This is a genomic window from Polaromonas sp. P1_E11 (genome assembly GCF_056405995.1).
The window spans coordinates 1,240,792-1,254,771 of record NZ_JBFUBA010000002.1; the positions used below are offsets into that span (position 1 = coordinate 1,240,792).

Genomic DNA, 13,980 nt, shown 5'->3' on the forward strand with positions numbered 1-13,980 from the left:
GCATCACGCCTCCTGGCCGGCCCGTGCGCGCCGTGCAATCGGCCAGTCCCATGGTTTCACGATCGGCGCGATCTCGCGTGCGACCGCTTCCACATGGTCCAGTTCGGAATCCATCAGCCCGGCATTCAAGGTCAGCCTCATCATGGCGCGTTTGCTGCTGGTGGCCGGCGCGCAGAACATCGACGAAAACACGTTGCGCTCCTCCAGCCGGTCCCGCAGCACCATGGTGTCGGATTCCAGCCCAACCTCCAGCGCAATGATCTGCTGGCTGCCCTGGTGGATGGGATAGCCCAGCTCGCTCAAGGCAGAGCGCAATCTGCGCGTGTGTGCGTGAAGCCTTGCGCGGGCATCGTCACTGTTGCGGATCACCTCCAGCGTGGCTGCAAGGCCGGCAATCTCGTGCGGCAGCAGGCTGGAGCTGAAGATATTGGGAAAGCTTGAACAGAGAATGTAATAGCGCATGTGCGCCGGCGCGGTAAAAAAGCCGGCCCGGCCCGCAAAGGCCTTGGCAAGGCTGGCGGTGATGAAGTGCACGCGGCTGGTAAGGCCCAGCTCGGCACACAGCCCGGCACCTTCCGGGCCGTGGGTGCCCAGCGAGTGCGATTCATCCACCAGGATCATGCAGCCGTGCTGCTCGGCCACATCGACAATTTCGCCCAAAGGACAGATGGCGCCCGTGGTGCTGTACACGGAATCGACCACCACGATGCCCGGACCGTTCCTGGCGATCATCCGGGCGAGATGAACCGGATCATTGTGGCGAAAAGCGAAAGCCGGGGCGCGCGCCGCATGGGCGCCTTCCCACAACGATGCATGGGCCAGCGTATCAAGGTACACAGGGGTCTTCGCATCGGCAATCGCCTGCAGCAAGCCGACATTGGCCGCATAACCCGATTGGCAAATGAAGCCGTCGTCCTTGCCGACCCAGGATGCCAGGGCCAGTTCCAGCGTGTGTGTTGGATGCTGGTTCAGGTGGAAGACACCGGACTGCACCACAAACTCCTGCTCCTTGCGCAAGGCTTCCACCTGCGCGTGAACGATGTGCGGATGGCCGGTGACGCTGAGGTAGTCGTTGCCGTCCAGCCGGATGGCATTGGAGTCCGGCGTTTTGCCATGAAGCATGAACTTTCCGCTCCACTGGTGATTCCAGCGCGGCGTGAAGTCACGGGATATTCGCTGGCATAACTGGGCCCCAAGGGCAGGGTTGGGAAAATGCGCGGTGTCAGGGGAAAGTTTGCGTTCGAGTACTTGCATGGGGGCTCCGTTAAAAAAGGGGAACCCCATTGAAAGCGCTCAAACAAATTGATACGCCTTACCCCCTGTCAGAACTAACAGGGGGTAGCTCACTACATCAAATTTCAGGCAATGTCATGCGAACTATTCACCTCATTTTTGTAAAGTAAATGCGCCGTTCACTTACATATATAAGTTACCAAAGGTGCGTATGGGCCCTGCTTCGATTAACGTCCTTAACGGGATTCAGCCCTGCTTCCAGGGCAAGCCCCGGAAGCGCCAGCCGCCCTTGCGGCCGCGTTGCCCGTGTTCATCGGCATCGCCTTCAAACCCTTCGAGGATGTTGTAAGCCTCCATACCCAGTTCGGCAGCACGTTTGGCCGCAGCCACCGAACGCACGCCGCTGCGGCACAACAGCACCGCTTTCTTGCCGGCGGGCACTGCGGCTTTCAGCCCCTCGTCGAATCCTGCGTTCATTGCCATGCCCGGCCATTGCTTCCAGGCCAGGGGCACAGAGCCGGGCACATAACCCACCCATTCACGTTCGGCGTCAGTTCGTACATCCACCAGCACGGCTTCGCCCGACTGCATCCAGTCAAAAGCCAGCTGTGCAGAAATATCGCCGGCATAACCGGAAGCAGGCTGGACACCAGGTTGCGCGGAACCATTTGCAGAAGTGTTTTTTTCCATCACAGGGCCTCTCAGTTCGGGGTGTTGATCAACAGGTATATCGGGCATGCATGCATCGCATGGCGGCGACCCTAAACCTGCAGATCAAGTTTATCCCCCTGCAACCACACGCAGACAGTGAGGACATAGGCAAGCCGCGCATCCCCCTGGCGCAGGTGTGCCATGCACAATCACCCTACCGATGAACTGCAGGAGACCCCGATGCCCCGCAACGACGCCGACACACCTTCTCCACAAAAGGTACAGCCTGGCAAGGCAAGCTTCAAGGCTCTGGCCAAAACCATAGCCCCCTGGCAACCCTCTCCGTCGAAGCCCAAGGGATTTTCCCTTGCCAGCCTTGACCCGGCAGCCAAGCCTTTCTCGACGGGCGACAAGCTACGCGACAAAGCCACCGTCGAAGCATTGGCCACAGAGATCGACGGATTGCAAAACCTGTTTTACGCGGACAAACGCTACAAGCTTCTTGTGGTCCTGCAGGGAACGGACACCTCAGGCAAGGACGGGACATTGCGCGGCGTCTTTGGACGCATCAGCCCGCTGGGCGTACGGACGGTCAGCTGGAAGGCCCCGACGGAAGATGAGCGGGCGCATGACTACCTGTGGCGGATTCATCAGCAGATGCCGGGCATGGGAGAGATCGTGATTTTCAATCGCAGCCACTACGAAGATGTATTGGTGCCGCCCGTCAACGGATGGATCACATCGGCACAAACAGCACAGCGGTTCCGGCACATCAACGACTTCGAACGCATGCTCTCGGAAACCGGTACGGTGATTCTCAAGTTCATGTTGCATATCAGTCCCGATGAGCAAAAGCAACGACTGCAGGAGCGACTGGATGACCCCGCCAAACACTGGAAATTCAGCGCGGGGGACCTGGAGGTCCGCAAACAATGGAAGCAGTACCAAAAGGCTTACGAAGCATTGCTCCAGGCCACCAGCACCCCTTGGGCCCCCTGGACCGTGGTGCCAGCGGACTCCAAGACGCATCGCAACCTGATGATTGCCACCCTCGTCCGGGCCAGGTTGCAGGAACTGAAGCTGCGCTTTCCGCCAGGCGATCCGGCCCTCAGAAGGCTGAAAGTCACCTGAGCTCCTCGCGGGTTCTGTCGGTCGGGCACAAACGGGTTCACCCTGAGAAGAGGCAACAACCTGTAGCGTTGGTGGAAACCCTCTTTGTAAGGAATGAGCAAGACGGAATGATGAGTCCTCTTACCTTTTTCGAAACAACAGGAGACAAGTCATGACCGAAAGCAAAAGCCCCCGCAGGCGCGGCCTGCTGAAAGGCGCCGCGATTGCCGCCGGCGCCCTGTCCGCCCCCATGGTCGCCATGGCGCAGACAACGTCCCTTCGCTTCCAGAGCACTTGGCCGGCCAAGGACATCTTTCATGAATACGCCAACGATTTCGCGAAGAAAGTCAATGACATGGCCGGCGGCCGCCTGAAAATTGAAGTGCTTCCATCCGGCGCCGTGGTGCCGGCCTTTCAGCTACTCGAAGCTGTGAATAAGGGAACCCTGGACGGCGGACACGGCGTGGTGGCTTATCACTATGGCAAGAACAATGCCCTGGCGCTGTGGGGTTCGGGCCCGGCTTTCGGCATGGACCCGAACATGGTCCTGTCCTGGCACAACTACGGCGGTGGCAAGGCCCTGCTCGATGAAATCTACAAGGCCATCAACATGGACGTGGTGTCATACCTCTACGGCCCCATGCCCACGCAGCCGCTAGGCTGGTTCAAGAAGCCGATCGCCAAGGTGGGAGACATGAAGGGCCTGAAGTTCCGCACGGTCGGACTGTCGGTCGACATCTTCACAGCGATGGGCACCTCCGTCAATCCGCTGCCGGGCGGTGAGATCGTCCCTGCGCTGGACCGCGGCTTGATCGACGCGGCCGAGTTCAACAACGCGAGTTCGGACCGTGTTTTGGGTTTTCCGGATGTGGTCAAAAACTGCATGCTTCAGAGCTTTCACCAGAGCGGAGAGCAGTTCGAGATTCTGTTTAACAAAGCCAAGTACAACGCGCTACCCGCCGAGCTCAAGGCAATCATCGACTACGGCGTGCAGGCTGCCAGCGCCGACATGAGCTGGAAGGCCATAGATCGCAATTCCACCGACTACGCTGAAATGAAGAAACAGGGCATCAAGTTCTACAAGACGCCCGACGCCGTGCTCAAGGCACAGCTGGAAGCCTGGGACAAGATCATCGAGGACAAAGCCAAGGCCAATCCGCTGTTCAAGAAGGTGATCGACTCGCAGAAGGCCTACGCCGCGCGCACCATCCCTTGGCAGAACGACTACATGGTCGATTTCAAGATGGCCTACAACCATTCCTTCGGCAAGAAGAAGGCCTGAGCCTGCGAGCCCCGGCGAAGCCGGCCAGCCGTCCAGCCCTGGATGGCTGGCCTTTTTGATGGGAACACCGGTTCAAAATGAATACACAAAAAATCCTTCACACGGCTGACCACATCAGCACCTGGGTCGGGAAGGCCGCCGCCTGGCTCATCGTGATCCTCATGGTGGTCGTTTGTGCTGAAGTTTTCAAGCGTTACGCGCTCAACGCGCCCACGGCCTGGATCTTCGACGTCAATAACATGCTGTATGGCACGCTGTTCATGCTGGGGGGAGCCTACACGCTGGCGCATGACGGCCATGTGCGCGGCGACTTCTTCTACGGAAACTTGAAGCCCCGCACGCAGGCCTGGCTGGACCTGGTCCTGTACATCGTCTTCTTCCTACCCGGGATTATGGCGCTGACCTGGGCCGGCTGGACATACTTCAATGAGTCACTGGCGATGCGCGAACAAACCTTCAACGCCACCCCTATCCCCCTGTATCCGTTCAAGTTTGTGATCCCGGTGGCTGGCACCATTGTGCTGATGCAAGGGCTGTCCGAGATCCTGCGCTGCGTCGTTTGCATCCGCACCGGCATCTGGACACCGCGGCTCAAGGACGCCCAGGAATCCGATGTGGTCGCGCAACAGCTGGCCGGCAGCGAGTTTGTCGATGAAGAAGCCAAGCGGTTGGCCATCGAAAAATCCGCCGGCTTGAAAGGTTGAACATGACTCGCCCGGCTGTTCCGAAGATTCATGGCACCGCAGCCCACAGGGCGGAGGTCTCCAAATGAGCAACGCAGTACTCGGCATGACCATGCTCGGCCTGATCGTGGTCGTCATCATGATGGGCTTTCCCACCGCATTCACACTGATGGGCCTGGGCATGGCGTTCGGCTTCCTGGCCTTCTACGATCCGTCCACCCATTTTTGGGAAAACAGGATCTTCGACCTGATGGTCCAGCGCGCCTTTGGAGCGATGACCAACGAGACCCTGTTATCGATTCCGCTGTTTGTGCTGATGGGCTACGTGATGGAGCGCGGCGCGCTGGTGGACAAGATGTTCCATAGCGTGCAGCTGGCATTCCGCAGCGTGCCCGGCTCGCTGGCGGTCACCACCCTGATCATCTGCACGTTCTGGGGCATCGCCAGTGGCCTGGTGGGCGCTGTGGTGGTGCTGATGGGCGTGATCGCCATGCGGCCCATGCTCAACGCCGGCTACGACACGCGGCTGGCGGCTGGCGTGATCACCGCTGGCGGCACGCTGGGCATCCTGATCCCGCCCTCGGTGATGATCATCGTCTACGCCGCCGTCGCCGGCCAGTCCGTGGTCAAGCTCTACGCGGCGGCCATGTTCCCCGGCTTCTTCCTGGCTCTGCTCTACCTGGTCTACATCGTCGGCTGGGTCATGCTCAACCCCAAGATCGCGCCCAAGCTGCCGCCGGAGCAGAACCGCGCGCCGGTGCCGCTCTGGCTGCAGCAGGTGACCGCCGCCTATTCGCGCAGGGCGCTGCCGGCGCTGGCCATGGCCGTCGCGGCTCCGGGCAAGGCGCTGCAGGCGGGCGCCCAAGTCAGCCGCGGCTTCCTGTTGCGCAGCTTGGGCACAGCCCTGGTGCCGGTGGTGTTCGCGCTGGCGACTCTGGGCGGCACCTGGTGGTATGTGGTCATCCATTCTCAGGCCGACAACATCGCCCAGGTGGCGGCGGCACGCGCCGCCAAGGCCGCAGCGCCGGCGGGCGAAGGCCTGCAGGGGCCCGCAGTCAGCGGCGGAGTCCAGGAACCACCGGCGGAAGAAGGGCTGAAAGAACCCGGCGACACGGCCAAGGAGCCGGCCGAAGCCGGCGGCTTGCAAACGCCGCCGGGATCGGAGGATGCGAAGCCATCAACAGCAGCAGCCACCACCGACGCACCACTGCAGGAAATCGGCGAGCCCTCGGGTTCGGGGCCACAGACCGCACCCGTGCCCGAGTCCTTCTACACGGGCTTTGCCATCGCCTGCGTGCTGATGGCGGGACTGCTGCTGTGTTACTACCGGCGCTTCGACGCCGAGCAGTTCGAGATCCTGCGGATGCTGGTGAGCTCGGTCATGCCGCTCGCGCTGCTGACCATTGTCGTGCTGGGGGTCATCCTGTTCGGCATCACAACCGCCACCGAATCGGCGGCCGTCGGCGCGGCCGGCGCCTTTCTTATGGCTTGGCATGCCGGCACGCTGGACTTTCAGAAAATCAAGGAGGCGGTGTTCCTGACCTGCAAGACGACCTCCATGGTGTGCTGGCTGTTTGTGGGTTCAGCACTCTTCTCCGCGGTTTTCGCCCTGCTGGGCGGCCAGCGCGTCGTCGAGGAATGGGTGATGTCGATGAACCTGACACCACTGCAGTTCCTGCTGCTGTCACAGGCCATCATCTTCGTCCTGGGATGGCCGCTGGAGTGGACCGAGATCATCGTGATCTTCGTGCCCATCTTCCTGCCGCTGCTGCAGCATTTCCAGATCGATCCCATCCTCTGGGGCGTGCTGGTCTTCGTCAACCTGCAGGCGGCCTTCCTGTCACCTCCGGTCGCGATGTCGGCCTTCTACCTGAAAGGGGTGTCGCCACCACACGTGACCATCAACCAGATCTTCGCCGGCATGACGCCCTACATGCTGATCGTGATCCTGTGTATGGTCTTCATGTACATCTGGCCCGGCCTGACGCTGTGGCTGCCTAAATACCTGTACGGGTAAACAGCGCGTGGGGGCCATTGGGCTCCAGGCTTTGGCAAAAAGGGGCGCTCCGCGTCCCTTTTTTTATGGCTGACGCCGATACATGGCGCACACTTGATCGGCGCTGGCTTACCGGCTAAGATTGACGTTTACGTAAACGTCAATCAAACAGATCACAGATCGGTGGCCACGTCGCCGCCCGGAGACAACCATGACCGACATGTCCGCCGAATACAAAGCGCTCGCCAGCTACCGCCCCACCCACAAAGTGCGCTTCATCACGGCAGCCAGCCTGTTCGACGGTCATGATGCCGCCATCAACATCATGCGGCGCATCCTGCAGAGCATGGGCGCAGAGGTCATCCACCTGGGCCACAACCGCAGCGTGGACGAGGTGGTGACGGCCGCCCTGCAGGAGGACGCGCAGGGCATCGCCATCAGTTCCTACCAGGGCGGGCATGTCGAGTACTTCAAGTACATGGTGGATTTGCTTAAAGGCCGCGGCGGCGAGCACATCCAGGTGTTCGGCGGCGGCGGCGGCGTGATCGTGCCGCCCGAAATCCGCGAACTGCATGCCTACGGCGTCACCCGCATCTACAGCCCGGAGGACGGACAGAAGATGGGCCTGGCCGGCATGATCGGAGAGATGGTCATGCGCTGCGACAAGGACCTGACCGGCTTCGCACCCAAAAACGTCAAGGCCATCGAAGGCCACGGTGAAATGAACTGGCGGGCGCTGGCCCAGTTGATCACCGCTCTCGAGAATGGAAAGGCCGACGCAGCCCTGGTCGACAAAGTGCGCGCCCAGGCCGCCACCCGCAAGATTCCCGTGCTCGGCATCACCGGCACCGGCGGGGCCGGGAAGTCTTCGCTGACCGACGAGCTGATACGCCGCCTGCGTCTGGACCAGGACGACAGGTTGCGCGTGGCCGTCATCAGCATTGACCCCTCGCGCCGCAAAAGCGGCGGTGCCTTGCTTGGCGACCGCATCCGCATGAACGCCATCAACCCCTGGACTGTTCCGCTGGCCGGCCAGAAGAACGCCGACAGCGGCCAGCGCGTCTTCATGCGCTCGCTGGCCACACGCGACTTCGGCTCCGAAATCAGCCAGGCTTTGCCCGACGTGATCGCTGCCTGCAAATGCGCGGGCTTTGACCTGATCGTGGTCGAAACTTCCGGCATAGGCCAGGGTGACGCTGCCATCGTCCCGCATGTGGACGTGCCCATGTACGTGATGACGCCCGAGTTCGGTGCGGCCAGCCAGCTCGAAAAAATCGACATGCTGGATTTTGCCGAGTTCATCGCCATCAACAAGTTCGACCGCAAGGGATCGCTCGACGCATTGCGCGATGTCTCCAAACAAGTACAGCGCAACAAGGAGGCCTGGGGCACGCCGGCCGACAAAATGCCGGTCTTCGGCACCATGGCCGCGCGCTTCAACGACGACGGCGTGACCGCGCTCTACCAGGCGCTCAAGCCACGCCTGGCCGCGCTGGGCCTGGCGCTTGAGGCTGGCGTTCTGCCAACGGCCGACGTGCGCCACAGCACCAACCAGACACCTGTGGTGCCGGCCGCGCGTACGCGCTACCTGGCCGAGATCAGCGACACGGTACGTGGCTACAAGAAGCGTGCCCGCGCGCAATCCCAACTGGCGCGCGAGGTGCAGCAACTCAAAGCCGCCGCCACCATGCTCAGGATCGACAAGCCCGACCGCGCCCCGGCCGCCGAAGCCGTGCTGGATCTGGCCGGCCACCGCAAGGCCCGCATGGATGCCGATGCCCGTGCCCTGCTGAGCCAATGGCCGGACATGCAAGCCACCTATGCCGGCGACGAATACGTCGTAAAAATCCGCGACAAGGAAATCCGCACCGCGCTGACCACCAAATCGCTCTCAGGCACCACCATCCGCAAGGTGGCACTGCCGCAGTACGAAGATCACGGTGAAATTCTCAAATGGCTGATGCTGGATAACGTGCCCGGCAGCTACCCCTACACCGCCGGCACTTTTGCCTTCAAGCGCGAGGGTGAAGACCCCACCCGCATGTTCGCCGGCGAAGGCGACCCTTTCCGCACCAACACCCGCTTCAAGCTGCTCAGCGAAGGCATGGCCGCCAAGCGCCTGTCCACCGCGTTTGACTCCGTCACACTCTACGGCAACGACCCGGCCTTGCGGCCCGACATCTACGGCAAGGTCGGCAACTCGGGCGTCTCTATCGCCACGCTGGACGACATGAAGGTGCTGTACGACGGTTTTGATTTGTGCAATCCGTCGACCTCAGTCTCCATGACCATCAACGGCCCGGCGCCCAGCATCCTTGCCATGTTCATGAACACGGCCATCGACCAGAACCTGGAGAAGTTCAAAAAAGACAACGGCCGCGACCCGACGGCGACTGAGGCCGCGAAGATTCGCGAATGGGTACAGGAAAACGTCCGCGGCACGGTGCAGGCCGACATCCTGAAGGAAGACCAGGGCCAGAACACCTGCATCTTCTCGACCGAGTTCAGCCTGAAAGTCATGGGCGACATCGCCCAGTATTTCGTGCACAACCGGGTGCGCAACTTCTACAGCGTCTCCATCAGCGGTTATCACATCGCCGAAGCCGGCGCCAACCCCATCAGCCAGCTGGCCTTCACGCTATCCAACGGTTTTACCTTTGTTGAAGCCTACCTCGCGCGCGGCATGCACATCGACGACTTCGCGCCCAACCTGAGTTTCTTCTTCTCCAACGGCATGGACCCGGAATACACGGTGATGGGCCGCGTGGCGCGTCGCATCTGGGCTGTGGCCATGAAAGAAAAATACGGCGCCAATGAACGCAGCCAGAAGCTGAAATACCATATCCAGACCTCGGGCCGCAGCCTGCACGCGCAGGAAATCCAGTTCAACGACATACGCACCACGTTGCAGGCACTGATCGCGATCTACGACAACTGCAACTCGCTGCACACCAACGCGTTTGACGAAGCCATCACCACGCCAACCGAGGAATCGGTGCGCCGCGCCATGGCCATCCAGCTCATCATCAATCGCGAATGGGGGCTGGCCAAGAACGAAAACCCCTCACAGGGTGCTTTCATCATCGAAGAACTCACCGAGCTGCTCGAAGAAGCCGTGCTGCTGGAGTTCGAGCGCATCGCCGAGCGCGGCGGCGTGCTGGGCGCCATGGAAACCGGCTACCAACGCGGCCGCATCCAGGACGAGTCCATGCACTACGAAATGCTCAAGCACACCGGCGAGCTGCCCATCATCGGCGTCAACACTTTTCGCAATCCGCACGGCGACGCGGTGCAGGACAAGCTGGAGCTCGCACGCTCTACCGAAGAAGAAAAGCAGAACCAGCTCAAGCGCCTGGAGGATTTTCACCGCCGCCACGCCGCCGAATCGCCCGCCATGCTCAAACGCCTTCAGCAAGCCGTCATCGAAAACCTCAACGTGTTCGAAGTGCTGATGGAAGCGGTGCGGGTCTGCTCCTTGGGGCAGATCACCAACGCACTGTTTGAGGTGGGCGGGCAATACCGGCGGAATATGTAAGAGGCAGGAAGGGTGGGCTTTGAAAGATCAGATGTCCATCCGCGATGGTTGCAAGGCGTACAGGCCCGGCTCGCAACGCAGAGAAGAAGCACCCGGGATCAGATGACGCTGCGCCCGGACGGGTCAGCTCAAGAAAGCTCGAGCCCTAGGCCGAGAAGCTGGCCACCTGGCTGTAATCGAGGCAAAAAATCGCAGAAACAGCGGCGCGTTTTGAGGCAGTTCCACACAGCATGGGCTTCGCCAAACCGCTTAGGCCGGCCAGTGGCCCGTTCATAGCCTCATATAAGCCGCCAGTTCATCTGGGGTACCTTCAGGGAATGCCTCCTTCAAGAAGTTCAGGAAGGCGGAAACACGGGTGCTCAGCAAGCGGCGAGAGGGATAGAGCGCCCATAGCGCGACCTCAGGCCCCGGAACGTCCCCCCATTGCACCAGTGTTCCGGCGGCCAGATCATCAGCCACCAGCGATAGGGGGAGACGCGCAGCGCCGACATTCGCACGCACTGCATCACGAACCATGAACAACGAGGACAAGCCCAGGACAGGCTGGACGGTCAGGCGCTTTTTCGCGCCCTTCTCCGTCAGTTCCCACACAGCCGTCTGGTCGCCGGTTCCGCCTCCCCGCACCACGACTGGAATGAGCGCCCCGCCCGCCGGCCGCTGAAGCTCGGGGTGCGCCACCATCACGACGCGGTCTCTCAGGAAGATCCGGCCCACGAGGCTTTCGTCTGGGTCCGGATTCACCCGGATCACCAGGTCGTAGCCCTCTTCTACCATGTCCACGGAACGGTCTTCCGTCGTGACCTCCAGGCGGATTGCGCGATGTTTCATGGCGAACTGGGCCGCAAGCTTTCCCATCGCGGCTTGCGAGAAGAGCAACGGCGCACTCACCCTCAACCTTCCTCGCGGCTCATCTCCCCCGGCGGAAATCGCCGCCGTTGCCTCGTCGAGCTCGACAAGTAGCACGGAAGTCTTCTCAAACAGCGCCCGCCCCTCTTCGGTGAGCTTCAGCGCGCGCGCTCCGCGCTCAAAAAGCCGCAGGTTGAGGCCGCTTTCCAGGTCAGCCACCCGGCGGGACAGGGTGGCCTTGGGGCGACCTGATTCGCGGGAGGCCCGCCCGAAGCCGCCGTGCCGGGCGACAAGCGTGAAATCGGCAAGTGCAAGTAAGTCCATGTGTTCCATCTGTGAGACAGATGGTCTAAATATAACGGCTATCGAACATTCCACGAAACGATGAAGATTAAGGCTCTTTCAAACCAAACGGAGCAATTTTCATGACCATCCTTATCACCGGCGCAACCGGCAATGTCGGCCGCCAAGTTGTCCAGCAACTCGTCAATCGGGGCGCAGATGTTCGCGCGCTCGTGCGCGATCCATCAAAGGCTGACTTTCCGGCGAGCGTGAACGTCGTGCAAGGCGACCTGCTTGATGTGGACTCCCTGCGCGTCGCCCTCAAAGGCGTCTCCACCCTGTTCCTGCTCAACGCGGTGGTCCCCGATGAATTCACCCAGGCCCTCGTTTCGCTCAACCTGGCACGCGAGGCAGGCATTGACCGGATCGTCTACCTGTCGGTGATCCACAGCGACAAGTACCTGAACGTTCCCCATTTCGCAGGCAAGTTCGGCGTCGAGCGGATGCTGGAGCAGATGGGTTTCGGCGCCACCATCCTGCGGCCGGCCTACTTTATGGACAACGAACGCACCATCAAAGACGTGGTGACGGGCTACGGCGTGTACCCCATGCCCATCGGAAGCAAGGGCTTGGCGATGATCGATGCGCGCGACATCGGTGAGATCGCAGCCATCGAGCTGCTGCGCCGCGAACGCGCGTCCGGCCCGCTGCCCCTGGAGCGGATCAACTTGGTCGGCCCGGACACGCTGACCGGCGACACCGTCGCCGCCATCTGGTCTGGCGTTTTGAATCGCACTATCACCTATGGCGGCGACGACACGGCCGGCTTTGAAAAGAACCTCCGCAACTTTATGCCCGCATGGATGGCGTATGACATGCGCCTGATGAGCGAACGCTTCCTGACGGAAGGCATGGTTCCGGAAGCTGGCGACGTCGAGCGCCTGACGAAGCTCCTGGGCCGCCCGCTGCGCTCGTACCGCGACTTCGCCGCCGAAATTTCGGTACCGGCCTGAGCGCCGGCGTAGCAAAACTCCAATAAGGAAACCATCATGATCTATTCGACCGCTACCGTTCAGGTAAACCCGCAAGGCGAAGTTCCACTCACACGCTCCCAGGCGTGGGCCGGCCTGGTCCTCAAGGCGCGCGACGCGCGGCTGTTCCTTCCGCCTGGCCTTTGCACTTACTGCGAGGTCGTGGAAGAGAGCAAAACCCACATCGTGCGCGAAGCCACCATCGCCGGCACCGACCTTCGTGAAATCATCGCTTTCGAGCCAGAGAACAAGGTGACTTTCTTCCAGGCCACCGGCCCGCGCGAAGGCGCGATTGTCAACGAACTCTTTGAAGACGATGCAGGGCAACTTCAGCTTCGTTTCTATTGCTACATCGGCCTGCGCGGCAAAGAGCCGAATGCCCCCGAAGAGCAGGCCGAACAGGCGCAATTCGACAGCGACAAGGGCTACAAGGCAGCCCTGCTGTCAACGCTGAAACGCACGCGCGAACTGCTCGCTCAAGGCAAGCTGTCAGGAGGCGCGCAATGAACTCCGTCAACACTGTCCATTCCGGTCCTGCACACCCCGAAGGTCTTGGTGCTCGGCGCCTCCAGGTGGCAGATCGCCCGTCTGCGTGGCTGAAAGAAAAGAAACTGGATGACGGGGAATTACGCTGCCCCGCCCTGCGCAGCAGGTTTCAAGTCATGCTTCCCCAGTGAATAAGAAAGAGCGTAGATGTCATGTGTCATGGCCGCAAGGGCGCCTGCAACCTGGAGACGCTGCGGCGCCAATTCGTTGGCCAGGGCGTGTTGCAGGGCCTCCGTCTCATACGACGACAGCAAGACAATCCAGTCGGCGGCGGCATCCCCGCCGCGGATTTTTTGCTCTTGCGTCATGGCTGCCTCTGGCGTTCGGGTTTGCAGCAGGTGCGCCCCGACGATGCCTCTGCTGCCGGCCTGGCGGGCCAGCAGCTTTTCCAGCCAGGCCAGCGGAGCCTCTGCCTGGCCATCCGCAGGTGACAGGCGGATCGTCAGCACTGCCTTTCCCAGCCCGCCCCCGAAACTGCTGAGCAGCTTGCACTGGCTGCGCACCATGTACAGGTGGTGCGGCATCATCTTCGCCGACCACGGCGTCGGGTTGTTCAGGCTCTGCAGGTAGCCGGGAGAGGTGAGGGTGTCATACGATGCCAGCTCGTACATCACGAAGAACCCTGTTCCTCCGTCAATATTGGACCAGCGTGAACCGCGCAGAAAGCCTTCGATGCCCATGCGTTCCGGAAAGTGTTCGCGGGAGTGCCACTCCTGGAACTCCTCGCGTTGCGCGGGCAGGATGTCCCACCACATGGCGACTGCAGCGTTGCCTAAAAGTGCCAT

11 protein-coding genes are annotated in these 13,980 nt (G+C 61.3%); 7 read left to right on the forward strand and 4 right to left on the reverse strand.

Annotated elements, in window-relative coordinates; translation table 11 throughout:
- Positions 1-3: 3 nt before the first annotated feature.
- The gene (gene cqsA / locus AC1D11_RS13360; protein ID WP_477647488.1) at positions 4-1,254 is read right to left on the reverse strand and encodes an alpha-hydroxyketone-type quorum-sensing autoinducer synthase; all 1,251 of its coding nucleotides are present in this window, start codon (positions 1,252-1,254) and stop codon (positions 4-6) included.
- A gap of 225 nt (positions 1,255-1,479) precedes the next feature.
- On the reverse strand, positions 1,480-1,923 hold the full coding sequence (locus AC1D11_RS13365; RefSeq protein ID WP_477647489.1) for a rhodanese-like domain-containing protein: 444 nt from the start codon (positions 1,921-1,923) through the stop codon (positions 1,480-1,482).
- A 201-nt stretch (positions 1,924-2,124) separates the two neighbouring features.
- On the opposite strand from AC1D11_RS13365, the gene AC1D11_RS13370 reads away from it, so the two are divergent.
- The 5 genes from AC1D11_RS13370 (at position 2,125) to icmF (ending at position 10,490) form a co-directional block, all read left to right on the forward strand.
- Positions 2,125-3,015: a PPK2 family polyphosphate kinase gene (locus tag AC1D11_RS13370; RefSeq protein ID WP_477647490.1), complete on the forward strand. Its 891-nt coding sequence runs from the start codon at positions 2,125-2,127 to the stop codon at positions 3,013-3,015.
- Positions 3,016-3,166: 151 nt separating this feature from the next.
- A complete protein-coding gene (locus AC1D11_RS13375; RefSeq protein ID WP_477647491.1) occupies positions 3,167-4,276 on the forward strand; it encodes a TRAP transporter substrate-binding protein in 1,110 nt (369 codons plus the stop codon).
- A 77-nt stretch (positions 4,277-4,353) separates the two neighbouring features.
- A complete protein-coding gene (locus AC1D11_RS13380) occupies positions 4,354-4,980 on the forward strand; it encodes a TRAP transporter small permease subunit (RefSeq protein ID WP_457281277.1) in 627 nt (208 codons plus the stop codon).
- A gap of 64 nt (positions 4,981-5,044) precedes the next feature.
- On the forward strand, positions 5,045-6,976 hold the full coding sequence (locus tag AC1D11_RS13385) for a TRAP transporter large permease (protein WP_477651275.1): 1,932 nt from the start codon (positions 5,045-5,047) through the stop codon (positions 6,974-6,976).
- Between the two features lie 190 nt (positions 6,977-7,166).
- Entirely contained in the window at positions 7,167-10,490 is a 3,324-nt protein-coding gene (gene icmF / locus AC1D11_RS13390; RefSeq protein ID WP_477647493.1) for a fused isobutyryl-CoA mutase/GTPase IcmF, read from the forward strand.
- A 270-nt stretch (positions 10,491-10,760) separates the two neighbouring features.
- Here icmF and AC1D11_RS13395 read toward each other — a convergent pair whose 3' ends face one another.
- A complete protein-coding gene (locus AC1D11_RS13395; RefSeq protein WP_477647494.1) occupies positions 10,761-11,660 on the reverse strand; it encodes a LysR family transcriptional regulator in 900 nt (299 codons plus the stop codon).
- A gap of 101 nt (positions 11,661-11,761) precedes the next feature.
- Here AC1D11_RS13395 and AC1D11_RS13400 point away from each other — a divergent pair, with 101 nt between their 5' ends.
- Both AC1D11_RS13400 and AC1D11_RS13405 read left to right on the forward strand, forming a co-directional pair.
- Complete coding sequence (locus AC1D11_RS13400) at positions 11,762-12,631, forward strand: SDR family oxidoreductase (protein ID WP_477647495.1); 870 nt, start codon at positions 11,762-11,764, stop codon at positions 12,629-12,631.
- Between the two features lie 36 nt (positions 12,632-12,667).
- Positions 12,668-13,156, forward strand: a complete 489-nt coding sequence (locus AC1D11_RS13405; RefSeq protein WP_477647496.1) for an AtaL-like protein — start codon at positions 12,668-12,670, stop codon at positions 13,154-13,156.
- Positions 13,157-13,275: 119 nt separating this feature from the next.
- Here the strand turns inward: AC1D11_RS13405 and AC1D11_RS13410 are convergent, their stop codons facing one another.
- Positions 13,276-13,980: a hypothetical protein gene (locus tag AC1D11_RS13410; protein ID WP_477647497.1), complete on the reverse strand. Its 705-nt coding sequence runs from the start codon at positions 13,978-13,980 to the stop codon at positions 13,276-13,278.